Here is a 26,434-nt window from a genome sequence, read left to right as displayed (position 1 = left end):
CGCCACCCCCGTTCCACCCACCCCGCACCCGAAGGAACCCATGCTCGACTCGACCCTCATCCAGGTCATCGCCGTCATCGCGCTCGTCGTCGCGGTGCTCGGCCTCATCACGTTCATCGCGCGGCGCATCCGCCGCGTTCCCCCCAACGAGGCGCTCGTCATCGTCGGCCGCGGCGCCGGCAAGCCCGCACCCGGCGAGTCCGGCAGCGGCCAGCGCGTCGTCATCGGCGGCCGCACCTTCGTGTGGCCGATCCTGCAGCAGGGCTTCTCGATCTCGCTCGAGCAGCGCCAGATCGGCATCACCGTCGAGGGCGTCGACAAGAACCGCATCAAGATCGCGATCAAGGCGTCGATCAACTTCAAGGTGTCGGGCACCGAGGACGGGGTGCGCCGTGCCGCCCAGCGCTTCCTTTCGCAGCAGGGCGCACTCACCGACATCATCAAGGAGTCGCTCGAGGGGTCGCTGCGCTCCATCGTCGGCGACATGACGATCGAGCAGATCATCTCCGACCGCAAGAGCCTGTCGGACCGCGTGGTCGCCGAGACCAAGACCGACCTGGTCGAGCAGGGCCTGCAGGTCGACCTGCTCAACATCAGCGACATCTCGACGCCCGGCAGCGACTACCTCGCCAACCTCGGCCGCGCCGAGGCGGCCCGCGCCCGTCAGGTCGCCGAGATCAGCGAGGCCGAGGCATCCCGTGCCAGCGAGTTCGCCCGCATCGAGGCGGCCGAGCAGATCGCCGAGCGCCAGAAGGCCCTCGCCCTCAAGCAGGCCGGCATCAAGGCCGAGACCGACCGCGCCAACGCCGAGGCGCAGGCCTCCGGCCAGCTCGCCACCGCCGAGCAGGACAAGCTCGTCGCCGTCCAGGAGCGCGAAGCCCTCACCGAGCAGGCGCTCGTGACGCAGGAGCGGCTCGACATCGAGATCCGCAAGCCCGCCGAGGCGCAGGCCTACGCCGAGGTGCAGCGCGCGACCGCCCTGCGTGACGCGGCGAACGCCGCGACCGAGGCCGACGCGTTCAAGCGCACCCGCATCGCCGAGGCCAACAAGGTGGCCGCCGTACAGGACGCCGAGGCATCCGCCACGGCCGTCCGCGTCGCCGGTGAGGCCGAGCGCGACAAGCAGGTCGCGCTGGCGGCCGGTATCAAGGCCGAGGGTGAGGCCCGCGCCTCCGCGATCCAGGCCGAAGGTCTGGCCGAGGCCGCTGCGACCGATGCCAAGGCGCTCGCGCTGCAGAAGTACGGCGAGGCCGCCCTGGCGCAGGAGATCATCTCGCGCCTGCCCGAGATCGTGCGCGCGGCCGCCGAGCCGATCGCCTCGATCGACAAGCTCACGGTGGTCTCGACCGACGGCGCGTCCGAGATGACGAAGACCGTCGGCAAGGTGCTGAGCGAGGGCACCGAGGTCGTGAAGGGGCTCACCGGCCTCGACCTCAACACGATCCTGCAGGCGTACGCCATCAAGTCCGCCGGGCCCGAGGCCGCCGCGGCGCTGAACGCCGCGGGCGCGGGCGCGAAGGCCACCGTGAAGGACGCCGCCGCGGCCGTCGGCAAGATCGGCTGACACGCGGCTTCTCCGGAGCGCCCGGCCCCTCGCGGGACCGGGCGCTCCGTCGTTCCTCGTCCGGCCAGTCAGCTACTTGAGCACCCGGCCGCTGACCGCGAGCGTCATCCGGCGCGGCATCACCCGGGCCGCCCACGCACTGAACGCGTTCGCGCGGCCCGACACCACGCTCGGCGGCACGTCGTCACGGTCGAGGCGACGCAGCGTGAGCTCGACGACCTGCGCGGGGAGCTGGAAGCGCCCGACCGCCGCGTCGGCGCCCGTGATGTCGAAGAACTCCGTGCGGGTCGCGCCCGGACTCACCGCGATGACGCCGAGCCCGGTGCCCTTCGTCTCGTACGAGAGCGCCTCGGTGAAGCTCAGCACGAACGCCTTCGTCGCGCCGTATACGGCCATGTTCGGGCACGGCTGGTAGGCGCCGGTGCTCGCGATGCCCACGAGCACGCCCCGTCCGTCGGCGACCATCTCGGGCAGGAGCTCCCGCGTGATCGCGACGAGCGCGGCGACGTTGACCTGCACCATCTCGCCGATCCTCGCGGCATCCGCCTCGGCGAAGGAGCCCTTCATGCCGAAGCCGGCGTTGTTGACCAGGCTCTGCACGCGGATCCCGCGCTCATCGATCTCCCGCCGCAGCACCGCGGTGGCGTCGGCGCGCGTCAGATCGAGGGCGATGGGCGTCGCCCGCACCCCGTGGTCCCGGGCCAGCCTCTCGGCGAGGTCGCGCAGGCGGTCCTCGCGGCGGGCGACGAGGACGACATCGGCTCCCCGCCGGGCGAGCTGCGTCGCGTACTCGACGCCGAGCCCGGCGCTGGCGCCCGTGATGAGCGCGGTGGTGCCGCGATAGTCCCTGGCCATGAGGTCAGGGTAGGCACTCCCCGCCGCGACCGGAACTCCCCCGGAACGAGTGGATGCCGCCACCCGGCCCGGTGGCGGCATCCACTGTTCAGACGGTCAGGCGCCGCGCAGGCGCTCCGCCAGGTAGGCGTGCAGGCCCTCGAGCGGCACGCGCTCCTGACCCATCGTGTCGCGGTCGCGGACGGTGACGGCGCGGTCATCGAGCGAGTCGAAGTCGACCGTGATGCAGAACGGCGTGCCGATCTCGTCCTGGCGGCGGTAGCGGCGGCCGATCGCGCCGGCGTCGTCGAAGTCGATGTTCCAGTCGCCGCGGAGGCTCTCGGCCACCTCGCGGGCGATCGGCGACAGCTGCTCGTTGCGGCTGAGCGGCAGCACGGCCGCCTTGACGGGGGCCAGGCGCGGGTCGAGCTTGAGCACCGTGCGGGTGTCGGTGCCGCCCTTCGCGTTCGGCGCCTCCTCCTCGTGGTACGCGTCGACGAGGAACGCCATCATGGCGCGCGTGAGACCGAACGACGGCTCGATGACATACGGGGTGTACTTCTCGCCCGACGCCTGGTCGAAGTAGGTGAGGCTCTGGCCCGACGCCTCGGTGTGGCTGCTCAGGTCGTAGTCGGTGCGGTTGGCGACGCCCATCAGCTCGCCCCACTCCTTGCCGGCGAAGCCGAAGCGGTACTCGACGTCGATCGTGCCGTCGGAGTAGTGGGCGCGGTCGTCCTCGGGCACGTCGAAGCGGCGCATGTTGTCGGGGTCGATGCCGAGGTCGATGAACCAGTTCCAGCACTCCTGGACCCAGTGGTCGAACCACTCCTGCGCGTCGGCCGGCGGCACGAAGTACTCGATCTCCATCTGCTCGAACTCGCGCGTGCGGAAGATGAAGTTGCCGGGGGTGATCTCGTTGCGGAACGCCTTGCCGACCTGGCCGATGCCGAACGGCGGCTTCTTGCGGCTCGCGGTGAGCACGTTCGAGAAGTTCACGAAGATGCCCTGCGCCGTCTCGGGGCGCAGGAAGTACAGGCCCGACTCGTCATCGACGACGCCGAGGTAGGTCTTCACGAGACCCGAGAACTCCTTGGGCTCGGTGTACTGGCCCTTGGTGCCGCAGTTGGGGCACGGCACGTCGGCGAGGCCGTTCTCGGCCTTGCGGCCCTTGCGCGCCTCGAAGTCCTCGATGAGGTTGTCGGCGCGGAAGCGCTTGTGGCAGTGCAGGCACTCCACCAACGGGTCGGTGAAGGTCGCGACGTGACCGGAGGCCTCCCACACGCGCTTGGGCAGGATGATCGACGAGTCGAGGCCGACCATGTCGCCGCGGCCGCGCACGAACGTCTGCCACCACTGGCGGCGGATGTTCTCCTTCAGCTCGGTGCCGAGGGGGCCGTAGTCCCAGGCCGACCGGGATCCGCCGTAGATCTCACCCGCTTGGAACACGAACCCGCGATGACGGGCGAGGGCGATGACTTTGTCGAGGCGAGACTGCTCGGCCACGGTGGCTCCAATGGTCGGGAGGGGGATGCACGAAGGTGCAGGATGCCGCGAGCGCGGCATCCATCGATTCTAGATGCCGCGCGACCCCGCGCCGCTGGCCGCCCTCTCAGCCGGGCGGTGCGGCCTCGGCGACGTGCACCGCCCATACCGGCGGGAGCTGGTCCGGCCTAGCCTGAACGGGTCGATCGGAGGACCCACGATGTTCCGCTCCGCGACGCACGCCCGGCGCGTGGCGACGGTGGTGCTGGCAGGTGCGCTGGCCGGTCCGCTGGCCGGCTGTGCCGTCCCGCAGCCGGCGGCCGACGCGCTCTACGCGTCGGCGCGGCAGCAGAACCTGCTGTTCAAGCAGACCGTCGCGGCGGTGCAGGTTCATCTCTACGACAGCGCCTGGCAGGTGCAGGAGTACGGCGACCTGCCGGTGGACTGCGACGGAGGCTACGCGTTCTCGTTGGGCCGCACGACCCCCGAGGGGTGGACGCTCGACGGCGACGCGCACGTCGACGGCCCGATGCTCGGCGCGCATACGGCGCAGTGGCTCGCGGACCGCGGCTGGACGACCCGGCCCGTCGGAACCTCGGGCGACGGCACGACCACGGTGCGGGCGCGGAACGACGCGCTGCACGTCGACAGTCTGACGATCGAGATCCGCGACGGTGCGGCATCCGCGGATTCGATCTCGGTGCGCGCGGAGACGGGCTGCTACGCGGGCGACCGCGACGAGCTGACCGCGGTCCTCATCCCGGGCTGGCCGGATGACCCTGTCGCACACGACCCGCTCCCGGCGTCGGAGTTCGCCGGCGCGACGCCGATCTTCGGGTTCACCGAAGACGGCGCCGCGCGGTGACTGTGCACGTGCGCTGACGAACGATCAGCCTCAGCTGAGGAACGGGATGGTCAGCGGGTACTTGTACCACTCGCCGCGGTTGGCCTTCACGGCGGCGATGATGCTGAACACGATGTTCAGCACGTACGCGGCGATCAGCACGAAGATGCCGATGACCACGATGCTGAGGATGCTGCCCACGATGTAGGCGATCAGCAGCGTCAGCTGGAAGTTCAGGGCGGTGGCGGTGTGGGCGCGGACGAACGGCCCGCGGTCCTTCAGGACGAGGTAGCCGATTAGCGCGGGAAGCGGGCCGAAGAAGATGCCGCCCACGTGGACGAGCGTCGCCCACAGCTTCTCGTCGGCGGGACTCATCGGCTGCGGCTGCGACGCAGCGTACGGGTACTGAGGCGGAGGAGGAGGAGTGGTCACCGCCCCAGACTAGGGGCAGCAGGGTGGACGGGTCACGCCTCGCGCAGTGCGTGACGGTCGATCTCGCCGATCGAGGTCAGGCCGGCGAGCCCCAGCGTGATGTCGAACTCCGCCAGGACGTTGCGCACCGCCTCGGCGACGCCGGCCTCGCCGGCCACGCCCAGCCCGTACGCATAGGGCCGGCCGAGGGCCACCGCGGTCGCGCCCAGGGCGAGCGCGATGAACACGTCGGACCCCTGGCGCACCCCGGAGTCGAACACGATCGGCACGCGGCCGGCGACGCGCTCCGCGGTGGTCGGCAGCACCTCGAGCGTCGGGACGGACTGATCGATCTGGCGTCCGCCGTGGTTCGAGATCCAGATGCCGTCGACCCCCGCGTCCAGGGCGCGGATCGCATCGTCAGGATGCACGATGCCCTTGAGGATGATCGGCAGCGTCGTCCACTGCCGGGCCTTCGCGAGGTCGCCCCAGGTCAGCGCGGGCGTCGAGAACACGTCGAGGAACGTCTCGACCGCCGCACGCGGCAGCGGCGAGCGCAAATTCTCGCGCACGCTGGACGTGCCGGTGATGGCAGAGCCCTTGCGGGCGATGCGCATGCCCGCGGCGACCGCCTTCGGCGTGATCCGGACCGGCGGGGCGGCGTCGGCGCCCTCGGCCGTCGAGCCCGCCCCGCGCACCCGCTCGCGCACGAGCTGCTGGAACACCGGATCACTCGCGTACTGCGCGATGCCCATCGCCCTCGTGAACGGCAGATACGCCAGGTCGAGGTCGCGCGTGCGCCAGCCGAGCAGGTGCGTGTCGAGTGTGACGACGATCGCTTCGCAGCCGGATGCCTCGGCCCGCCGCAGCAGCGATGCGTTGAGCTCGTCCGACGCCGACCAGTAGAGCTGGAACAGACGCGCGGCGGCCGGTGCGGCATCCCTCACCTCCTCCATCGCGACCGAGGCCTGGTTCGAGAGGGTGTACGGGACGCCGAGGGATGCCGCCGCCCGCGCGACCGCGACATCCGCGTCGGGGTGGGCCATCTCCATGACGCCCAGTGGGGCGAGCAGCAGCGGCGTCGGCCGGCGCGCGCCGAGGAAGTCGATCGACAGGTCACGACTCGACACGTCGCGCAGCGGCCGCGGCCATACCTGCCAGCGGCCGAATGCGGCGCGGTTGGCGGCAACCGTGCGCTCGGCGCCCGCTCCGCCGGCGATGTACGCGAACGCCTCGGCGCTCAGCGCCTTCGCGGCGGCGGCCTCGAGGCCATCGGCGTCGACCGGAACGCGCGGGCGGGTGCCGCTGATGCCGGCGCGGTAGATGTCGGACTGCGTCAGCCGGGAGATGCCGCGCGATGCGGCGGCGGGGTCGTCGGGGGCGGCACTGCGTTGAGCCATGGGCCTCAGCCTAGGAGGATCCCGGTTCGGCATTCAGTCTCTGCGCGCCGGCAGATGGCCGGGCAGCGCGTGATGGCACCCGTCGGGCTGCCGGCCGGGGATGCGCAGACGGAATTCCGGACAAGGGGCCCGCCGCCGGTGCGGTCCGTATTCGCGCCGACGGCGGGGGCGTGGGAAAGCGTTCGCCGGCGACGATAGACCAGGACTGGGACCGCGCACAAGCCGGCGGCATCGGCCGACAAAAACGTTTCATGATTTCGCTTGCCGTCGGCCGCCCCGCCGTGCCAGACTGCCAGGCGAGTGAATGGAATACGCTTTCCGTCCACTCACCGGACAGGGCTCGAGTCCGTACGCGCCCGGTTCACGACGACCCGCCACCGCGACGCCGCGGCGGCGGACACCGTCATCCTTTGCCGATGCTGACAACAGGAGGAACCGTGCCCCACGTGTCCGCACGCGCCGACGGCGCGACGCGACCCGCTCACCACGCCCCCGCATCCCGCACCTCGCGCGGGCTGCGTCTCACCGCGATCGCCGGCGCCACTGCCATGGTCGCGGCGCTCATCACCGCCACACCGGCCGCCGCGCTGCTCGCGCCCGCCGACGACGGAGCCTGGCGCTTCGACTTCGGCACCGCGACCAGCGCCGTCGCCGACGGCTTCCAGCAGGTGCTGACCACCTCGCGCTACACGGCCGAGACCGGCTGGGGCATCACCGTGCCCGACGGCGTGACGCTGTTCGACCGCGACCGCAGCACCGACGGCTCGCCCGCCGGAGCCATGGAGGACGACTTCGTCGCGGGCACGAACTGGGGCTTCCAGCTCGACGGCGTGCCTGCCGGCGCGTACTCGGTCACCGTGACCATCGGCGACGGCCTCAGCTCGGCATCCGGAACCAACGCGACAGTGACCCTCGAGGGCGTCGCGCAGGCCCGCCTCACGTCAGGCAAGGGCGTGAACGCGACGGCGACCTACACGGCGGTCGTCACCGACGGCCAGCTCACCGTCGGCTTCGCCGGTTCGGGCCTGGGGGCCTACCTCAACGGCCTGGTGGTGACGCCGGCGCTGCCGGCCGCCCCGGCAGGCCTCGTGGCTCAGCGGGTCGCGTGGAACGGCGTCGATCTGGCGTGGTCGGCGGTCGCGGGCATCGCGGAGTACCGCGTGCTGCGAGCGGACGTCACCGGCGGCACCACCGGCGAGTTCTCACAGCTCGCCGAGGTCACCGACCCCGCCTACACCGACACGTCCGTGACCGAGGGCGACGCGTACGCGTACGCCGTCACCGCGGTAGACGCGTACGGCGGCGTCTCGCCGGCCTCGGCCGAGGTGCGTTCGGGCACGATCCCCGCCCTCGTCGCACCCGCCGCGCCGGCCGACCTCGCCGTCGCGCAGGTGACCCGTGACGCCGTGGTGCTGTCGTGGTCGGCCGTCGCGAACGGCGACGAGTACGTCCTCGAGCGCGCCGGCGCCGACGGCGTGTTCTCGCAGGTCACGGCCGTCGCGACGCCCGGATACACGGATGCCGTCGACACGGCGCAGGCGTGGACCTACCGCGTGATCGCCCGCAACCAGGCGGGCTCGTCGGCCCCGTCCACCGCGGTCACGTCGGCGGTCTACTCGGCGCCCGCGCCGCTGCCCGCCGGTGACGTCGTGACCTTCGACTTCGGTCCCGGCCAGGTCGCCGACGGCGCCCTGTCTGTCACCAGCGCGACCGCGTACAACCCGGAGTGGGGCTACGGCTTCTCGACCGCCCCGACCGCCACGACGCCCGACATCGACCGCGGCGGCACCGACGCTCTGCGCGGCGACTTCGTATCGACGTCCGGCGCGACCTTCGAGGTCGACCTCGGCGCGGGCGACTACTCCGTGCGACTCGTCTCGGGCGACGCCACGCAGGCGACGACCACCACGATCACCGCCGAGAGCATCGCCAAGGTGACCGAGAACCCGCAACCTGCGGGCTCGTACCTCGACATGACGTTCACGATCGCACTCGTCGACGGCACCCTGACGCTGGTGTTCGGCGGCGACGTGCCCGTCGTCAACGCACTGACGATCACGCGCCTGCCCGACCGCGTCGCCGGAGCCATCCCCACGGCGTACATCGCAGGCGACTCGACGGTGCAGACCTACGACCCGATCGCCTACGCGCCGCAGGCCGGCTGGGGTCAGATGATCGACCGGTTCTTCGCGTCGGACGTCGCGTTCTCGAACCAGGCCATCGGCGGCCGCTCGTCGAAGAACTTCATCAGCCAGGGCCGCCTCGACGACATCCTGCGCGCAGTGCGCCCCGGTGACTACCTCATGGTGCAGTTCGGGCACAACGACGCCACGCAGGGTGTCGACGACCGGTACGCGAGCCCCGCGGATTACAAGGAGTACCTGCGCGTCTACGTCGACGGTGCCCGCCAGCGCGGAGCGACGCCGATCCTCGTGACGCCGGTCTCACGCCGCTCGTTCAACGCCGACACCGGCCTGTTCAATGTGAGCTTCCCGGAGTACGTCGACAAGATGAAGGAGCTCGCGGCCGAGGAGGACGTGCTGCTCGTCGATCTGTCGGCATCCAGCCGTGCGTACCTCGACCAGATCGGCCCCGACGCCGCCAAGGCCGTGTTCCTCTACGCCGACCCGGGCGTCTTCCCGCAGCGGCCCGCCGGCATCGCCGACGACACGCATTTCCAGGAGTACGGCGCGATCCAGATGGCCCGCCTCGTCGCGCAGGACGTCAAGGCGCTCGACGACCCGCTCGCCGGCAAGGTGACCGACGTCGAACCGCCCGCCGACGTTCCCGTCGCGCCGCAGAACGTGGTCGCCGGTGCCATCAGCAACGGCGGCGCGACGCTGCAGTGGGATGCCTCGCCGACCGCCGACATCTACAAGATCTACCGGCAGGCCGTCGCCGACCCCGAGCCCACCTGGACTCTTGTCGGCATGGTCACGCAGACCAGCTCGATCGTGCAGGGTCTCAATGAAGGCACGGGCTATCGCTATCAGGTGGTCGCCGTCAACGGACGCGGCGAGTCGGCCCCGAGCGCGGTCGTCACCTTCACGACCAAGCAGGCGCTGTACAAGTACGACTTCCAGCTGGCGGGCAACCCGCTGATGGCTGGCTACACCGAGGTCACCCCCGACGCGGGCTACACGGCCGAGCGCGGGTACGGCTTCCTGAACGCCCTGCCGGCGAACGCCGGTCGTGACCGCGGCGCCGCAGACGGGTCGAACGACCTGGTGCGCGACTTCGTGCTGCCCGGCGACAGCTCGACCTTCGCCCTCGACGTGCCCGACGGCACGTACTCGGTGAAGACGTACTCGGGCGACTGGATCGGTTCGAGCAAGACGAGCTTCCGCGTCGAGGGCAAGGAGGCCGGGTCGGGCAACGCCGGCAAGGGCTCGGTCAACGAGACTCTGCGCGGCCCCTACCTCGTCACGGACGGCCAGCTGAACATCGAGGCGTACGGCGCCGCGGCGGGTTCGCGGCTCAATGGCCTGGAGATCACGCCGATCCTGCTCGGTCCGGTGGGGCTGAAGGTCACCGACGTGAACGCCGACCCGGCCGCCCCCAGCGTCTCGCTGGCGTGGACGGGCGAGGCGGGGCTGACATGGAACGTGTACCGCCAGTCGCCGTTCGACGCGAAGCCGGTGCTGGTGGCATCCGTCGACCAGCCGTCGTTCCTCGACACGACGGCCCGCGTCGGCCTCGACTACGAGTACCACGTGACCGCCGTCGACCAGACGAAGCTCGAATCGGTGCCGTCGAAGACTGTCGAGGTGTCGTTCGTCGACGCGTCGGTCACGCCGCCGACGGCTCCCACGAGCCTCTCGGTCGACACCATCGGCAAGCGGTCGCTCGACCTGTCGTGGGCGCAGCCCCTGAACGCGCTGTACTACCTGGTGTTCCGTTCCGAGGTGGAGGGTGAGCGGGGCGACCTGATCGGGCTGTCCGACGCGAACCGCTACACCGACGCCACCGTCCTCACCACGATCCCGTACTTCTACACGGTCGTCGCGGTGAACGCGGGCGGTGCGGGTGCGGCCTCCGACCAGCTGAAGACCGACGCGGTCACCGTCCTGCAGCGGCAGGCCGAGTACCTCGACCGGGCTCCGGCGGCGGTGTCGACGGATGCCGGGACCCTGGTGTCGTGGCGCATGCTGGGCACCGACCCCGACAGCGTCGCCTTCCACGTCTACCGTGACGGCAAGCGCCTCACGAAGACGCCGATCACCGAGTCGACGAACTACCTCGACAAGACCGGAACCGCCGACTCGACGTACTTCATCACGAAGGTGCTCGACGGCATCGAGACCACCGAGAGCGAGACGTTCGGCGTACAGGACGGGGACTACCTGAGCGTGCCGCTCGACAAGCCCGCCGACGGCTACACGAAGGACGGCCAGCCCTACACCTACTCGGCGAACGACACGAGCGTCGGCGACGTGGACGGCGACGGGCAGTACGAGCTGATCGTGAAGTGGGATGCCCGCTCGCACGACAACTCGCAGGCCGGCTACAACGGCAACGTGCTTCTGGACGCCTACCGGCTGGACGGCACGCGGCTGTGGCGCATCGACCTCGGCGTCAACATCCGGGCCGGCGCGCACTACACGCAGTTCCAGGTGTACGACTACGACGGCGACGGCCGCGCCGAGGTCATGATGAAGACCGGTGACGGCACCATCGACGGCGTCGGGCAGCCGATCGGCAACGCCAGCGCCGACTACCGCAACAGCTCGGGCTACATCCTGAGCGGTCCGGAGTACCTCACGGTGTTCAACGGCCTCACCGGTGCCGCCATCGACACGATCGACTACGTGCCGCCGCGCGGCGACGTCGGGGCGTGGGGCGACACGTACGGCAACCGGGTCGACCGGTTCCTCGCGGCGACCGCCTACCTCGACGGCGAGCACCCGAGCGCGATCTTCAGCCGCGGGTACTACACCCGCGCGGTGATGGCCGCGTACGACTTCGACGGCTCGAAGCTGCACCAGCGCTGGGTGCTCGACTCGAACGACGAGGGCAACGAGGGCTTCTACGGGATGGGCAACCACAATCTGTCGGTGGCCGACGTGGACGGCGACGCCAAGGACGAGATCGTCTACGGCTCGGCCACGGTCGACGACGACGGCTCGCTGCTCTATTCGACGGGGCTCGGCCACGGCGACGCGATCCACGTGTCGGACCTCGTGCCGTCCAACCCCGGGCTGGAGGTGTTCGCCGCGCACGAGGAGATGCACGCCTCGGGCAACCGCGGGGCCACCATGCGCGATGCGCGCACGGGCAAGATCCTGTGGTCGATCCCCGCGACGGTCGACACCGGGCGCGCCGCGTCCGGTGACATCGACCCGCGCCACGAGGGCGCCGAGGGGTGGGCCGTCGGCGGCGACGCCGCCTGGAACTCCCCCGTCGGGCAGCTGATGTCGTCGACGGGTGAGCTGATCTCGACCGAGATCCCGGCGGCGAACTTCCTGGCATGGTTCGACGGCGACCCGCTGCGCGAGATCGTCGACCACGACTGGAACGCCGACACGTCCGAGGGCGTGCCGACGATCGGCAAGTGGAACTGGGAGACCGAGACGACCGACGTGATCCTCAAGGCCGACGGAGCACGCTCCAACAACTCCACGAAGGGCACGCCGAACCTGCAGGCGGACCTGTTCGGCGACTGGCGCGAAGAGATCGCGTGGCGTTCGGCGGACTCGACCGAGCTGCGCATCTACTCCACCACCGACGAGACCGCGATCCGGCTGCGCACCCTCATGCACGACCCGGTCTACCGGCTGTCGGTCGCCTGGCAGAACACCGGCTACAACCAGCCCCCGCAGACGAGCTTCTTCCTCGGCGACGGGTTCACCCAGCCGGCCGCCCCGCGGATCGCCGTCACCGGCGACCCGAGCGGTGCGGGGGATGCCACGGCCCCGGTGCTCTCGGGTCTCCCGGCCGACGGCACGCTGCTGCCGAGCACCGGCACGTTCACCGTCGCCGTGGCGGCGGAGGACCCCGAGTCGGGCGTGCGCAACCTCGACATCGCGTTCGACGGGCAGCCCGTCGCACCCGGTGCCGCGATCGCGCTGAAGGACAAGGTCGGCGTGCACACGCTCACCGTCAACGCCGTGAACCACGACGGTCTGGTGGCCCAGGCGTCGGTGCAGCTGCTCGTGTTCGACGACGAAGGCGCCGCCAAGGCGCCCGGTCGCGGCATCCTCTCCTCCGACTCCGGATGGGAGAGCGGGCTCAGCGACGGCCGCTACACCGTGTCGATGAACCTGTGGTCGGGGGTCAACGGCGCCGTCTACAAGCTGTACGAGAACGGCACCCTGATCGCCACCAAGCTGCTCGACGCGAACTCGCCGAAGGCGCAGCTGGCCACCGTCGACGTGACCGGCAAACCCAACGGCACCTACGTGTATACGGGCGAGCTGATCAACGCGAAGGGCACCACCGCGACCACCCCGGTCACGGTCAAGGTGACCGATGCCGCACCCGGCGTCCCGGTCCTCTCGCACGACAACTACGACAAGGACGGCAACTACACCGTCACCGCCAACCTCTGGTGGGGCACCAACGCCACCTCGTACCGGCTGTACGAGAACGGGACGCTGATCGACGAGCAGACAGTCGCGGCGGCATCCCCCAACGCGCAGCAGGCCGCGACGGCCATCACCGGACGCGCACCCGGCACGTACACGTACGTCGCCGAATTCGCCAACGCCGCGGGGACGACCACCTCGAAGGCCATCACGGTGACCGTCAAGAAGTAGCGGGATCGCGGATGCCGGCGGCCGGTCACCTTCGGGTGGCCGGCCGTCGGCCTTCTCGGATCAGCCGCCGAAGCCGCACCACTGGCCGACCCACGTGAGGATGCGGCCGCGCAGCTCTTCGCCGACGAACAGCTCGATCTCGCCCGGCTTGCCGTCGAGCGAGATCTGCACGTCGAAGATCGTGCCTCGCTTGTCTTCCTGCACGGCGTGCGGGTCGCAGCGGAACGGGATGATCGGCACCGCGACCACGACCGGCGACGTCTCGTCGGCCGCCACCGCGACGTCGAGCGGGTAGAGGTCGTCATCGTCCGGGGCCGCGAAGTCGAGCAGATTCGTGCGCTCGATCCCGGTGATTGCGGCGGCCGCCGACCCGGTCGGCGTGACGGTGAGCTCCAGTGACGCGGGGTCGCCGGGCGCGGATGCCGTGAAGCCGGTGAAAGCGAGGCCCGCGGCATCCGCGAGTTGCTCTTCAAGGCATTCGCGCGCGTGCAGCGGCGCGAGGAACCCGACCGGGTCGGGGGCGGATGCCGCAGCCTCGACGGTGCCGGCATCCCGCACGATCTCGAGCACGACGCGCGCGTCGCCGTCGTCGGGGGCGTCGCAGTCTACGGCGGCCAGCTGGACGCGGATGTCGACGGCGCCGCCGGCGGGCACGGTGCTCACCCGGTCGGCGATCACGCGTGCCGACGGCCGCTCGAACCGCGGATCCTCGACGCGCACCTCGCCCACGGTGAGTGCGGCGTCGGAGCCGTTGACCACGTGTACCTCGGCCTGACGCGACGACACGTCAGACCGCAGCTGCTGCAGCTCGACGGTCACGCCCGACGGCAGGGTGGGCGCCGGCGTCGGCGGAGAGCCCGCCGCGCAGCCCGACAGCGCGGCGATCAGCACGAGCGCCCCGCCGACGATCGCGCGCGTGCGCATGTCAGCGGGACAGCGTCTCGCGGGCGACGGTGAACTCGTCCAGCGCCACGGGGTCGATCTGCACGCCGAGGCCGGGCAGGGTGGGCACCCGCACGTGGCCCTGCTCGAGCACCGCCGGCTCGGTCACGATGTCGCGCGTGTAGAAGCGGCTCGACGCCGACACGTCGCCTGGCAGCGTGAACCCCGGCAGCGCCGCGAGGGCCGCATTGGCGGCGCGGCCGATGCCGGTCTCGAGCATGCCGCCGCACCAGACCGGCACACCGGCCGCCCGGCAGCGGTCGTGGATCCGCACCGCTTCGAGGTAGCCGCCGACGCGGCCGGCCTTGATGTTGATGATGGATGCCGCGCCCAGCGCGAGCGCGTCGCCTGCCGCCTTGTCGGACACGATCGACTCGTCCAGGCACACCGGGGTGCGCAGCCGCCGCGCCAGGGTGGCATGGTCGACGAGGTCGTCCTCCTGCAGCGGCTGCTCGATCAGCAGCAGATCGAAGCGGTCGAGCTCGGCCAGCGTGTCGACATCGGCGAGCGTGTACGCGGAGTTCGCGTCGATCTGCAGCGGGATCGCGCCGAATGCGTCGCGCACCGCGGCGGTGTCGTCCACGTCGCGACCCGGCCGGATCTTGATCTTGATGCGCACGTAGCCCTCGTCGAGGTACTCCGCCACGGTGTCGACGAGGGCGGCCGGATCCCGTTGGATGCCGACGGACACCCCGCTCGGCACGCGGTCGTGGACGGCGCCGAGGTACTCGCCGAGCGGACGCCCCTCGGTGCGCAGCGCCGCGTCGAGCACCGCGAGCTCGAGTCCCGCCTTGGCCATGCGGTGCCCCTTGAAGGGCTCGAGCACTGCGGCGACGTGCTCGGGGGCGAGTACTCTCCGGTCGAGCAGCGCGGGGGCGAAGAAGCGCAGCGCGACGTCCCACGCGCCCTGCGTGTACTCGCTCGAGTACAGCGGATCGGCCTGCGTGACGATCTCGCCCCAGCCGTCGCCGTCGGACGTGAGCGCGCGCACCACGATCACCTCACGCACCGTCTCGGTGCCGAACGACGTGGTGAAAGGCGACACCAGCGGAAGGTGCAGCACGCGCAGCTCGAACCCCTCGAGGGTGACGGGTCCGGTGGGCCGGGCGATGGGCATGCGCTCAGCGTACGCCCGGGCGTCGACGCGTCTCGCGGGAACAGGTGTTCTGAGATCGGGCGAGCGGGGCACTCAGTGCGCGAGGCGCAGCGTCGCGGCGTCGCGGCGGACCGGGATGTAGGTCGAGCGGGCCGAGCGCGGACGCCGGCGGCGCGGCTCGGTCTCGGTCAGGCGTCGCTCGGCGCGTCGCAGCGCCTCGCCTGCCGTGATGATCAGGGTCTCGATGTGCTCGTGCATGACTGCTCCTTCCCCTCGGAAGAGCCGCGGTCGCCTCTGCTGATACCTCGGATCGGCGGACGCGCCACGCGTCCATGTCCCCACGCTACGAGGGGCCACCGACAGCGACGGGATGCCTCAGTCCAGCCAGGGGAACGCCTCGGGAATCCGGTCCAGCGGCGGCCGCCGTTCGAGGAACCCCGGCGCCGTCGGCTTCGGACCATCACCCATACCCGCGACGCTACCGGCCGCCGCGGCCGCTCACGCCGGCAGTTCGGCGAACGCGCGCACGGGGAAGGTGCCGAACCCCTCCACCGCGGGCGGCGCGGCGGTGAACCGGGCACCCCGCGGCGGCAGCGCGCCGAGGTTCGTCAGGTGCTCGACGACGTGCACGCCGGCGCCCAGCAGCAGCGAGTGCGCGGGCCGCTCGCCCCCGCCGGAGCCTGTCGACGGGTCGGCGTCGTCGATGTTGAGCGAGTCGATGCCCACCAGCACCGCGCCGGCGTCGATGAGCCACTGCGCGGCCTCGCCGGTGAGGAACGGTGCGCCGACACCGTACTCCGGCGCCCCGAACCAGCGGTCCCACCCGGTGTGCAGCAGCACCGCGGCGCCGCGCACGTCGCGGTCCGCGAGCGTCTCGGGACGGATGCCCCGGCGCGCGGCATCCCACGCGTCCTCCAGATGGAACACCTCGGCGCGCAGCCCCACCAGCGTCGACAGGTCGAGCCCGGCGAGATCGCGGCCGCCGGCGTACCGGTGGTACGGCGAATCGAGGTACGTGCCGGTGTTGCCGATCAGGTGGATGACGTCCATCGCGAACTCGGTGCCCGGTGCATAGCGGGCGCGCGAGTCCTCACGCGTGAGGTGCGGCGTGATGGTCGGCGCCGGCAGACCCGGGTAGGTCACGAGCCCGGCCCGGATCGGATGGCTGAGGTCCACGACACGTGTCTGAGAAGCGGATGCCGCCACCTCGACGCCGCGGCTCCCCCGATGCGGCTCTTCCACGACCCGCACGCCGCGCAGCTCCACCTCGTCGACGAGCGCGAGGCCGAGGTGGGCGACGAGCAGGCGTCCGAGCTCGTCGTCCGAGATCTCGGCGGAGGGAAGGTCGAGCCGGAAGCCGACGCCCGACAGACCGCCCCCGTTCGCGAACCGGATGTCGAAGTCGAAGTGGGCGCGATACTCGGGCATGCCGCGAGCCTAGGCGCGCGGCATCCACCCGGTCTGCCAGGGTCCGTCGCATTTCGGACGGAGACGAGTTCCGCCGCGGGGACCTACCGTGGGTAGCGTCACAGGTGACCCCACCCGATCGGCGGCCGAGCGTCCGTCGCATCCCAAGGAGAACGTCATGGGCATGGATGTGCGCGAGCCCCTCGAGAAGGCCCGATGAGTCCTGCTCGGACGGCCGGCCGTCCGGACCCGAATCCTCCCCTGATCTCGACGCCAGGCTTCGTCGGGCGCGATCGGGAGCTGGCAGAGCTCCGCGACGCCGTCGCCCGGCCGCCCGCGATCGTGCTGGTCGAGGGCGAGGCGGGCATCGGCAAGAGCCGGCTGCTGCAGGAGTGGCTCGCCGAACCGGAGGCGCCCACGGCGCTGGTGTCGGTCTGTCCGCCGCTGCGGGAGTCATTGACGCTGGGGCCGATCGTCGACGCGTTCCAGGGGATCGACAGCCTCGTGGCGGGGCTGCCCCTCACCGGTCTCGCCGGCGCGCTGCGCCCATTGTTCCCGGAGTGGTCGGCCGACCTGCCACCCGCCCTCGAGCCGGTCGACGACGCGAAGGCGGCGCGGCATCGCCTGTTCCGCGCGCTCGACGAGCTGCTCAGGGCGCTCGGCGTGGACGTCCTCGTCGTGGAGGATGCGCACTGGGCCGACGAGGTGACACTGGAGTTCCTGCTGTTCCTCATCTCGCGGCAGCGCTCGGACGGAGCGAGCCTGGTGATCTCGTACCGTCCGGAGGAGGTGGATGCCGGGTCACTGCTCCTGCGGCTGACCTCTCGCCTGCCCGTCGGCGTCACGGGGGCGAGGATCGCCCTCGAGTCCGTGCGCCCCGACGACACGGCGTCGCTCGTGTCGTCGATGCTGGGTGGAGAGCCGGTCTCCGACGAGTTCCGCGCCTTCCTGCACCAGCGGACCGGGGGTGTTCCCCTGGCGATCGAGGAGTCCGTCCGGCTCCTGTGCGACCGCGCCGACATCGTCTTCCGCGACGGACAGTGGGTCCGGCTGGCACTCAGCGAGCTCCAGGTGCCGCCGACCGTCCGCGACTCCACCCGGGAGCGGGTGGACCGCCTGGCGCCGGCGACCCAGCAGACACTGCGCGCGGCAGCGGTCCTGGCGGAGTGGTCCTCGGAGGCCGCGATCTCCGCGACCGCCGGTCTGCCGATCGAGCGGGTCCGCGCCGGCATCGCCGAGGCGGCCTCGGCCCGGATCCTGGCCGAGGACGACCGCCGCCGATGGCGGTTCCGGCACGTCCTGGTCGCCACGGCGGTCTACGAGGCCATCGCGCGTCCTGACCGGGCGCTCTTGCATCGCCGGGCCGGCGAAGCGCTCGAGGCCGTCGACCCCCGGCCGGTCGCGCGTCTGGCCCATCACTTCCGCGAAGCCGGCGAGACCGGTCCGTGGGCGCGGTACGCCGAGCTCGCGGCGGCGCAGGCCATGGCCTCGGGCGACAACACCGCCGCCGTCGTCCTGCTGGTCGACCTCCTGACGGAGCGGGCGCTCCCGCCGACAGACCTGGCCAGGATCGCCCGGACGGCGGGGCTTGCCGCGCTGGGTCGGCGAGAGCCGGTCGACGAGGTCTACCACCGCGTCGTGCGCGGCCTGCGGACAGTGCTCGACAGTCCGGGCCTGACCGCCCGCGAGCAGGCCGAGGTCCGCAACCCGCTGGGGCGCCTCCTGATCACCGGCGGCGAGGCGGCCGCCGCGCGGGTGGAGCTGGAGCAGGCCGTCTCGGACCTCGGCCACGACCCCGCCGAAGCGGCCAAGGCGATGACGTACCTGGGCTGGGCGTACGCGTCGCCCTGGCCCGCCTCGACGCACCGGCGCTGGCTGCGCCGTGCCGCGGAGCTCGAGGCCGGGATCGAGTCGCCTGCGGTCCGGCTGAACCTCGCGGGCAACCGCGCCGCCGCGTTCCTCATGCTCGGCGACGACGAAGCTTGGGACATCGTCGCAGGGCTGCCGCTGGACGGCGCCGCCGCGCCGGAACGGCTCGACATCGCCCGCATCCACACCAACATCGGGACGGGCGCCGTGCTGTGGGGCCGCTACGCCGACGCGGAACGGCACTTCGGCGTCGCGCTGCGGCTCGCGGATGCCGAGGAGTCCTCGAGGCTGCACGACAACATCCACCTCGAACGGGCGAACCTCGACTGGTTCCAAGGCCGGTGGGAGGGGCTGGCCGACCGCAGCGCCGGGTTCGTCGAGGCCCACGCGGACCGGCCGGCGCTCCACCTGGCCGCCGTCCGGCTGACGGCCCGGCTCGCCGCCGCGACCGGACGCCGGCGCGAGGCCGAGGAGCAGTTCCGGCTCGTGCTCGACGAGGCGATGCGACTCGGCGCCGCCGACGACACGATGGAGCCCGCCGCGGAGCTCGCGCGGCTGTGGCTCGCGGAGGACGACATCGACGCGGCCCTCCGGATCACCGACGCACCGCTGCGGACCGTCCGGACGAAGGACATCTGGCTGTGGGCGACCGACCTCGCGCCGGTACGGGTCGAGGCCCTGCTCGGGGCCGACGATGTCGAGGCGGCCACGGCGCTCACCGACGAGCTCTCGCAGGGGCTGCGGGGTCACACCGCTCCCGCTCCCCTGGCCGCGCTGGCCCTGTGCCGGGCCCACGTGTCGTCCGCGGACGATCCGGCCCGGACGGCCGACGCCTACGAACAGGCGGCGCAGGCCTGGGACGCGCTGCCGCGGCCGTACGACGCACTGCGTGCGCGCGAGCGCCGGGCCGTCGCTCTCCTCGCCGCGGGCCGGACCGCCGAGGGCCGCGAGCTGCTGTCCGCCCAGTACGAAGGGCTGTTCCGGCTCGGCGCCCGCGCCGACGCCGACCGGATCGCCCAGCGCCTCCGCGAGCACGGCGGTGATGTGCCCCGGCTGTGGCGGGGCGGGCGGAAGGGGTACGGCGACCGCCTCTCGCCCCGCGAGCTGGAGGTGGTCCGCCTGGTCGTCGCGGGGAGGACGAACCGCGAGATCAGCCAGATCCTCGCGAAGTCGCCGGCCACCGTGGACCAGCAGCTGAGGTCGGCGATGCGCAAGGTCGAGGTCACCTCTCGAACCGCCCTCGCCGTCAAGGTGACCGAGGCGGGCTTGCTGGACGATACCGATCCTGCGTGAACGTCTCACAAAGATTGACGTATTCGCCGGATAGCTAGCTGCGGGCCGTCTGCCCGAGCATGGCTGCATGTCCCACGACCCGGAGTCGCCCCCGCGCCCAGAAGCGGCCGCGCGCGACGACCTGAGCGCCGACCCCGAGACGCCCCTGTCGGGCGGATCGGGCTCCTCCGACGACCCCGTCGACCCCGACGGCGCCGCCGACCGTCCGCACCACCAGAGTCACGACCCTTACCAACCCCTGTAGACCGGAGGGCTCCCCCATGCGACTCACCGCCATCCTCACGTCACTGGCCGTCACGGCCGGCCTGGGCATGGGTGCGCCCCTCCCAGCGGCAGCCGCGCCCGACAGCGGCCCGCCCGACGCCAAGATCACGAGCGATCTGAAGGACCGCTTCCACGAAGACCCGGTCGCGGACTTCTGGATCACGTTCACCACCGACGCCGACCTCGCGCCGGCGAGGGACATCAGCGATTGGGGCGAGCGCGGTCAGTTCGTCTACGACGCGCTCAAGAAGTCGGCGAAGGCCTCCGAGGCGGCCATCGCCGCCGAACTCGACGCGGCCGGCGTGAAGTACACCTCGTACCCGCTCGTCAACGCCGTGCTGGTGAAGGGGGGCTCGCAGGACCTCGCGCTCGATCTCGCGTCGGTCGGACAGGTCGCCGAGATCCAGGCGTCGCCGCAGGTCGCACTCGTCGCGCCCGTCGACGAGGAGACGCCGACGGATGAGGCAGTCCGCCCCGACGCCGCGGCCTCGACCGGCGCGGGCGTCGATGCCTGGGGCGTGGACGCCATCCGGGCTCCCGAGGCCTGGGCCATGGGCGCCACCGGCGCCGGCATCACTGTCTCCAACCTCGACTCGGGAGTGCAGTTCGACCATCCCGCACTCGTGTCGAAGTATCGTGGCGCCAATCCGGACGGCACGTTCGACCACGACTACAACTGGATGGCCGCACGCGGCACCTGCTCGGACGCGCCCTGCGACGACAACGGCCACGGCACGCACACCATGGGCACGATGGTCGGCGACGACGGCACCAACCATGTCGGTGTCGCCCCGGACGCGAACTGGATCGCGACCAACGGATGCTGCGACAGCTCCGGCGTCGAGTCCCTGCTCGAATCGGGCTGGTGGCTGCTGGCCCCGACCGATCTGCAGGGCAGGAACCCGGATCCGGCCAAGCGTCCGCACGTCATCAACAACTCGTGGGGCCAGGACACCGAGCACAACTTCGACGGCTTCTTCCGCGCCGTCGACGAGGCCTGGACGGCGGCCGGCATCTTCAGCGTCTGGTCGTCGGGCAACACCTCACCGGGCGCGGCCTGCGACACCGTCTCTTCGCCGGGCTCGGCCCCGAGCGCCTACTCCGTCGGCGCGTACGACGTGAACGGCGCCCTGGCATCCTTCTCGCGCAAGGGCGAAGGAGAGAGCGGCCAGATCAAACCCGAGATCTCAGCTCCCGGGGTGGCGGTCCGCTCGTCCTACCCCGGCAACCAGTACGTCGAGATGTCCGGCACGTCGATGGCGGCGCCGCACGTCGCCGGCGCGGTCGCAGACCTGTGGAGCTACGACCCGACGCTCATCGGGCAGGTCGAGGAGACCCGCCGGCTGCTCGGCGAGGCGGCTGTCGATGTCGACGACACGTCGTGCGGCGGCACCGCCGACTTCAACAACATGTACGGCGAGGGCCGGCTCGATCTGCCCCGCCTGCTCGAGCTCGCACCCCGCCAGGGCGGCACCCTGACCGGCGTCGTCAGCGCGGACGGCCAGCCCGTCGCCGGCGCGGACGTGACCATCAGCGGCCCGTTCAGCCGCTCCGTCGGGACGGGTGCGGACGGGCGGTTCTCCGTGAACCTGCCCGTCGGCGACTACCGGCTCAGCACGAAGGTCTTCGGGTATCTGACCGCGACCGCCGACGTCTCGATCGCTCTCGGCGAGGAGTCCTCGGCCGCCCTCCCGCTCTCGGCCGCCGCACGCCACGACATCCGCGGCACGGTGGTCGACGAGGACGGCCACCCCGTCTCGAACGCCGACGTGTCGGTGAAGGACACCCCGCTCGAGCCAGTCCGCACGAACGCCGAGGGCGAGTTCGCGATCGCCGACGTGCCGGAGGGCGACTACGGCCTCTCCGTCACGCCCAACGCCTGCTTCTCACCCACCTCCGTCCCGCTGAAGGTCGGTGCCGAGAACAAGGCGCTGGAGGTCCCGGTGGGGCTCGTCGTGGACGAGGGCGGATACAGCTGCGCCGTCTCGGAGGGGGAGCTCCTGCGGGGCACCGACCGCGTCGCCTTCACGAGCGGCGTCTGGGCGACGGTGAAGCTGCCGTTCCCGATCGCGCTCTACAACGGCACCCACGACACGCTCGGCATCGGTCTGCGCGGAGTGATCTCCCCCGACACCTCGACGGGTCCGGGCACGGGCGGTGCCGGCGTCTTCCCGTTCTGGATGCAGACGGCGGTCAACCTCGACGATGGCGGCGTGTACACGGGCACGGCCACCGTCGACGGCGAGGACGCATTCGTGGTCGAGTACCGCGACGTGCGCCTGTGGGAGTGGCCCGACCGTGCCGCCTACACCGACGAGAAGGTCAACTTCTCGGCTGCCTTCACCCGCTCGGGCAAGGTCGTCCTCGGCTACGGCGACGGCATCGGCGGCGACAACCCTGTCACCGGCGGGTTGCGCGCCGCCAGCGGCATCCAGGGCTGGGCAGGTGTCGACGGCATCCGGTTCTCCGACAACTCACCAGTGCTCCACGACGGGATGATCGTCACGTACGACCTGCCCGACTGGGGTTACCTCGACGCCACCGTCGTCGACAAGAACGACGGACTGCCGGTGGCCGGCGCCAAGGTGTCGTTCACCGACGACGAGGGCCTGGTCGAGACCGTCACCACGGGCGGGACGGGCATCGTGCACCGTCAGCTTCCGGTCGCCGACTACACGATGACGATCGAGGCGCCGAACTACGTGACGGGTTCGTACGACTTCACACTCGGCAAGCTCTACGCGAAGGCGACGATCGACGCGCGTCTGACCACCGGCGCCGCCGATCTGAAGGCCGAGGGCCTCGACGCCCTGATGGGTACGGGCCAGAACGGCGTCGGCTCGCTGACGCTGACCAACAACGGCTCCGCACCGCTCACGTACCAGCTGGGCGAGGCCGAGCGCCATCCCGAGCTCGACGCCGCCGGAGCCACGACCCGCATCGGGACGGGCGCCGACAGCACGATCGACCTCACCGCATGGCGGACGGGTGCGGGAGACCCCGCGGCGTCGAACGTCGACGGCGAGCTGACGGTGTCCGCAGCCGCGGAGCAGACGGCTGCCGCCCAGGTCGGCGCGACGGCGGGCGGTGACGTCATCACCCGGATCGAGATCCCGGGCACCATCGCCGAGAAGGAGCCCTCGGGCGTCGGGTACGACGGCGACGTGTGGGTCCATGACTACGTCAAGCGGACCAACACCGCCTACACGGTGACGGGCACGCCGACCGGCAAGGTGTTCGACGCCGCCTGGAACCCCGACTACCGGGCGTTCGACATGGCGCTGGACACCGAGACCGGTGACATGTGCCAGATGGAGGACAGCCCCGCCAGCTTCATCCACTGCTTCGATCGGGAGACCGGCGCCGAGACGCGTCAGATCAAGGGCGACTGGTCCACGTTGCCCCTCACCGGGCTCGCCTACAACCCCGCTGCGGACGTGTTCTACGTCGGCGGCCGGTACAACGGCATGATCGGAACTGTCGCGGGCACGTCCCACGAGAACGCCGGCGCACTCCTGTCGTTCTGCGCGCCGCCGCTCCCGGAGGTCATGGGCCTCGCCTACAACCAGGCATCGAACACGATCTGGTACACCGACCTGACGTCGAACCGGCCCACGCGTCTGCTGCAGGTCGACCCCGACGACTGCTCGCTCGTCAACGCGTGGTGGTTCCCCGGCCAGAAGGTGGGCGCGGGCGGCGGCCTCGAGACTGACGCGACCGGTGCGCTGTGGGCCGTGGATCAGCTGGCCGACGACGTCATGCTCGTCGACGTCGAGGACGACCTGATCGTCGACCTGCCCTGGCTGTCGCTCTCGTCGTACGGCGGCACCCTCGCTCCGGGAGAGTCGACGACGGTCACTGTCGCGATCTCGGCGTCGGGCGTCGATCCCGGCACGCTGGGCGCGAACATCGTCGTGCGATCCGACTCGGGACGCCAGCCCAAGACCTACGTCCCGGTGACGCTCACCACGACGGCGTACCAGGTGGGCGTCAACGCCGGCGGCGCCGCGGTCACCGACGCGACCGGCTTCCTGTGGTCGGCCGACCAGGCCGCGGGCGAGGCCACGTGGGGCTTCCAGGGGAAGGACAAGGCGACGTCCACGCGCAGCCCGATCGCGGGCACCGAGGACGCCGCCCTGTTCCAGACCCAGCGCACCACGTCGGGCAAGGACCTCGTCTACACGTTCCCCGACGCGCCGAAGGGCACCTACGCCGTCGATCTCGGGTTCGCAGAGACCGAGAAGGCGGGCGCCGGCAAGCGGGTGTTCGACGTCCTCGTCGACGGCGCACTGACGCAGTACGCGTACGACGCCGCCGCGGCGGTGGGACCGAACGCCGCCGACTGGCACACCGCCGTCGTGCAGCACGAGGGCGGTGCGCTCACCGTCGAGCTGCGGGGCGCGAAGGGCCTGCGGGCGCCGAGCATCGGGGCGCTGCGCGTCACGCGCGACCCGCGCGGGGACGCTGTCGCACCGGAGCCCGAGCCCGAGCAGCCGGAACCGGGCCCCGTGCCCGTCGCTCCGGCCGGTCGCTCCTACTCGATGAAGGTGACCGACGGCCTGTACCGGCAGGGCACCACGGACTCCGGGTGGCGTGGCGACGACCTGTGCGGCCCGCTGTGGTTCGACACGAGCTTCGTGTTCCCGTTCTACGACACGGCCTGGGACGGCGTGTGCGTGACGACGAACGGCGCTCTCGTCTTCGACCGGGCGAGCACCGCCGGAAACAACACGGCACTGCCGTCGCGGAGCCCGGTCGACGCCGTCTATCCGCTGTGGGACGACCTGATCGTCGATGACGAGGCAGGCATCTACTTCGGTCAGACCGAGGTGGACGGGATGGCCGCGGAGGTCATCGAGTGGCGGAACGCCACCTTCTACAGCGACCGCACCGCGCGGGTGAGCTTCTCGGTGACCCTCATCGCGGACGGCCGCATCCAGATCGGGTACGGCGACGGCGTCGGCGGCGACAACCCCCTCACCCGGGGGTCGTCGGCGACGGTCGGCATCGAGAGCCTGACCCGCAATCCGGCGAGCCAGTACTCGTTCGACGAGACGGCGCTGACGGCTGGACTCGGGCTGGAGTACACCCTCCCGGCATCGGGCACGATCGAGGGCACGGTCACCGACGCGAACGACGGCGCGCCGATCCCCGGCGCGATCGTCACGCTGACCGGGCCGGCCGGGGACCGTGTCATCACGGCCGACGAGCTGGGCCGGTGGAAGGCTCAGGCGCTCGTCGGCGAGAACACCGTGCAGGTCTCGGCGCCGGACTACATCGCCGTGAGCAAGCCGGTGACCATCGCCGCGAAGGACCAGGCCGAGGTGCTCGACACCGCGCTGGCCACCGGCGTCGCGACGGTCACCGCAGGAGCGCTCGACTGGTTCCTGGGCCAGGGGCAGACGGCGTCGGCGGAGATGACCGTCACGAACACGGGCACCGCCCCGCTCGACGTCCAGCTGAGCGAGCAGCGGCGCACGGAGGATGGCGGGCACGAGGCCGCCGACCTGCCGTGGCTGACGCTCACCGGCGCGGCCGCGGCCGGCACTGTCCGCCTCGCGGTCGGCGAGTCCACCACGGTCACGGCGAAGGTCGACAACGCCGGGATCGAACCGGGCGTGCTGGTCGGCGACGTGCTCGTCGCGTCGGACGCCGGCAAGGACACGTCCCCGTTCCTGACGGCGCAGCTGGCGACCTCGGCATACTGGCAGGGCGTCGACGCCGGCGGATCCGGGTTCGACGGCGCGGACGGCTTCGTCTGGTCGCCCGACCGCGAGCTGGGCTCCGCGGCGTGGGGCTACATCGGCGGCACCAAGAGCTCCACCGCGGCCGACATCGCCGGCACCGAGGACGACGGGCTGTTGCGCACCCAGCGGACCGGCAAGACGTTCAGCTACGTGTTCCGGGATGCACCCGCGGGAACGTACCGGATCGGGCTGTACCTGGCCGAGATCGACAAGGTGAAGGCCGGGAAGCGGGCGTTCGACGTGCTGGTCGACGGGAACCCCGTCCTCCACGATCACGATGTCGCAGGCACGGTGGGCGGGCTGACGGCCGACGTGCAGACCGCCACGGTCGAGCATCCCGGCGGCGACCTCACCGTCGAGTTCCGAGGTGAGATCGGTGAGCGGGACCCGATCATCAACGCCCTGAAGGTCCAGGAGGATCCGCGCCTCTGACCTCGTGGCCCTGCAGGCCCGCGCGGGAGCTCCCCCGGTCGTCGATCGACCGGGGGAGCTCCCGCGTCGCGATCGTGATGATCGGGCAGCCGGG

The 26,434-nt window shown here is 71.4% G+C and carries 14 protein-coding genes; 6 read left to right on the top strand and 8 right to left on the bottom strand.

What is annotated here, in order from left to right; translation table 11 throughout:
- The first annotated feature begins 40 nt into the window (after positions 1–40).
- Positions 41–1,564, top strand: a complete 1,524-nt coding sequence (locus ABEA46_RS01745) for a flotillin family protein (protein WP_345542598.1) — start codon at positions 41–43, stop codon at positions 1,562–1,564.
- Positions 1,565–1,636: 72 nt separating this feature from the next.
- On the opposite strand, the gene ABEA46_RS01740 is transcribed toward ABEA46_RS01745, so the two are convergent.
- Entirely contained in the window at positions 1,637–2,419 is a 783-nt protein-coding gene (locus ABEA46_RS01740; protein ID WP_345542597.1) for an SDR family NAD(P)-dependent oxidoreductase, read from the bottom strand.
- 96 nt (positions 2,420–2,515) lie between these two features.
- Positions 2,516–3,901 carry a glycine--tRNA ligase gene (locus tag ABEA46_RS01735; RefSeq protein WP_345542596.1) on the bottom strand — a complete coding sequence of 462 codons (1,386 nt, stop codon included), beginning with the start codon at positions 3,899–3,901 and terminating at the stop codon, positions 2,516–2,518.
- Between the two features lie 199 nt (positions 3,902–4,100).
- Here ABEA46_RS01735 and ABEA46_RS01730 point away from each other — a divergent pair, with 199 nt between their 5' ends.
- A complete protein-coding gene (locus ABEA46_RS01730) occupies positions 4,101–4,745 on the top strand; it encodes a hypothetical protein (RefSeq protein ID WP_345542595.1) in 645 nt (214 codons plus the stop codon).
- A 30-nt stretch (positions 4,746–4,775) separates the two neighbouring features.
- Here ABEA46_RS01730 and ABEA46_RS01725 read toward each other — a convergent pair whose 3' ends face one another.
- Both ABEA46_RS01725 and ABEA46_RS01720 read right to left on the bottom strand, forming a co-directional pair.
- Positions 4,776–5,099 carry a DUF4870 domain-containing protein gene (locus tag ABEA46_RS01725; RefSeq protein ID WP_345542747.1) on the bottom strand — a complete coding sequence of 108 codons (324 nt, stop codon included), beginning with the start codon at positions 5,097–5,099 and terminating at the stop codon, positions 4,776–4,778.
- A gap of 89 nt (positions 5,100–5,188) precedes the next feature.
- Entirely contained in the window at positions 5,189–6,535 is a 1,347-nt protein-coding gene (locus tag ABEA46_RS01720; protein WP_345542594.1) for an alpha-hydroxy-acid oxidizing protein, read from the bottom strand.
- A gap of 446 nt (positions 6,536–6,981) precedes the next feature.
- Here ABEA46_RS01720 and ABEA46_RS01715 point away from each other — a divergent pair, with 446 nt between their 5' ends.
- On the top strand, positions 6,982–13,290 hold the full coding sequence (locus ABEA46_RS01715; protein ID WP_345542746.1) for a rhamnogalacturonan lyase family protein: 6,309 nt from the start codon (positions 6,982–6,984) through the stop codon (positions 13,288–13,290).
- 60 nt (positions 13,291–13,350) lie between these two features.
- Here the strand turns inward: ABEA46_RS01715 and ABEA46_RS01710 are convergent, their stop codons facing one another.
- The 4 genes from ABEA46_RS01710 to ABEA46_RS01695 all read right to left on the bottom strand — a co-directional run bounded on the left by ABEA46_RS01710 (position 13,351) and on the right by ABEA46_RS01695 (position 16,756).
- On the bottom strand, positions 13,351–14,214 hold the full coding sequence (locus ABEA46_RS01710; RefSeq protein WP_345542593.1) for a hypothetical protein: 864 nt from the start codon (positions 14,212–14,214) through the stop codon (positions 13,351–13,353).
- Between the two features lies 1 nt (position 14,215).
- Entirely contained in the window at positions 14,216–15,349 is a 1,134-nt protein-coding gene (gene menC / locus ABEA46_RS01705; protein WP_345542592.1) for an o-succinylbenzoate synthase, read from the bottom strand.
- A 72-nt stretch (positions 15,350–15,421) separates the two neighbouring features.
- Complete coding sequence (locus tag ABEA46_RS01700; RefSeq protein WP_345542591.1) at positions 15,422–15,586, bottom strand: hypothetical protein; 165 nt, start codon at positions 15,584–15,586, stop codon at positions 15,422–15,424.
- 240 nt (positions 15,587–15,826) lie between these two features.
- The gene (locus tag ABEA46_RS01695) at positions 15,827–16,756 is read right to left on the bottom strand and encodes a cyclase family protein (RefSeq protein WP_345542590.1); all 930 of its coding nucleotides are present in this window, start codon (positions 16,754–16,756) and stop codon (positions 15,827–15,829) included.
- A gap of 195 nt (positions 16,757–16,951) precedes the next feature.
- Here ABEA46_RS01695 and ABEA46_RS01690 point away from each other — a divergent pair, with 195 nt between their 5' ends.
- The 3 genes from ABEA46_RS01690 to ABEA46_RS01680 all read left to right on the top strand — a co-directional run bounded on the left by ABEA46_RS01690 (position 16,952) and on the right by ABEA46_RS01680 (position 26,340).
- Positions 16,952–19,897 carry a helix-turn-helix transcriptional regulator gene (locus ABEA46_RS01690; protein WP_345542589.1) on the top strand — a complete coding sequence of 982 codons (2,946 nt, stop codon included), beginning with the start codon at positions 16,952–16,954 and terminating at the stop codon, positions 19,895–19,897.
- A 67-nt stretch (positions 19,898–19,964) separates the two neighbouring features.
- Entirely contained in the window at positions 19,965–20,141 is a 177-nt protein-coding gene (locus ABEA46_RS01685) for a hypothetical protein (protein WP_345542588.1), read from the top strand.
- Between the two features lie 16 nt (positions 20,142–20,157).
- Complete coding sequence (locus ABEA46_RS01680) at positions 20,158–26,340, top strand: S8 family serine peptidase (RefSeq protein ID WP_345542587.1); 6,183 nt, start codon at positions 20,158–20,160, stop codon at positions 26,338–26,340.
- The last annotated feature ends 94 nt before the right edge of the window (positions 26,341–26,434 follow it).

The organism is Microbacterium jejuense (genome assembly GCF_039544225.1).
Lineage (GTDB): Bacteria > Actinomycetota > Actinomycetes > Actinomycetales > Microbacteriaceae > Microbacterium > Microbacterium jejuense.
Note: the sequence above shows the minus strand (reverse complement) of the source record. Positions and strands in the feature narration are given on the sequence as shown.

What these genes read in the sequence shown, in the direction of transcription:
- ABEA46_RS01745 (WP_345542598.1), top strand. Translation starts at nt 41, where the DNA reads ATGCTCGACTCGACCCTCATCCAGGTCATCGCCGTCATCGCGCTCGTC.
- ABEA46_RS01740 (WP_345542597.1), bottom strand. Translation starts at nt 2,419, where the DNA reads ATGGCCAGGGACTATCGCGGCACCACCGCGCTCATCACGGGCGCCAGC.
- ABEA46_RS01730 (WP_345542595.1), top strand. Translation starts at nt 4,101, where the DNA reads ATGTTCCGCTCCGCGACGCACGCCCGGCGCGTGGCGACGGTGGTGCTG.
- ABEA46_RS01725 (WP_345542747.1), bottom strand. Translation starts at nt 5,099, where the DNA reads ATGAGTCCCGCCGACGAGAAGCTGTGGGCGACGCTCGTCCACGTGGGC.
- ABEA46_RS01720 (WP_345542594.1), bottom strand. Translation starts at nt 6,535, where the DNA reads ATGGCTCAACGCAGTGCCGCCCCCGACGACCCCGCCGCCGCATCGCGC.
- ABEA46_RS01710 (WP_345542593.1), bottom strand. Translation starts at nt 14,214, where the DNA reads ATGCGCACGCGCGCGATCGTCGGCGGGGCGCTCGTGCTGATCGCCGCG.
- menC (WP_345542592.1), bottom strand. Translation starts at nt 15,349, where the DNA reads ATGCCCATCGCCCGGCCCACCGGACCCGTCACCCTCGAGGGGTTCGAG.
- ABEA46_RS01700 (WP_345542591.1), bottom strand. Translation starts at nt 15,586, where the DNA reads ATGCACGAGCACATCGAGACCCTGATCATCACGGCAGGCGAGGCGCTG.
- ABEA46_RS01695 (WP_345542590.1), bottom strand. Translation starts at nt 16,756, where the DNA reads ATGCCCGAGTATCGCGCCCACTTCGACTTCGACATCCGGTTCGCGAAC.
- ABEA46_RS01690 (WP_345542589.1), top strand. Translation starts at nt 16,952, where the DNA reads ATGAGTCCTGCTCGGACGGCCGGCCGTCCGGACCCGAATCCTCCCCTG.
- ABEA46_RS01685 (WP_345542588.1), top strand. Translation starts at nt 19,965, where the DNA reads ATGTCCCACGACCCGGAGTCGCCCCCGCGCCCAGAAGCGGCCGCGCGC.
- ABEA46_RS01680 (WP_345542587.1), top strand. Translation starts at nt 20,158, where the DNA reads ATGCGACTCACCGCCATCCTCACGTCACTGGCCGTCACGGCCGGCCTG.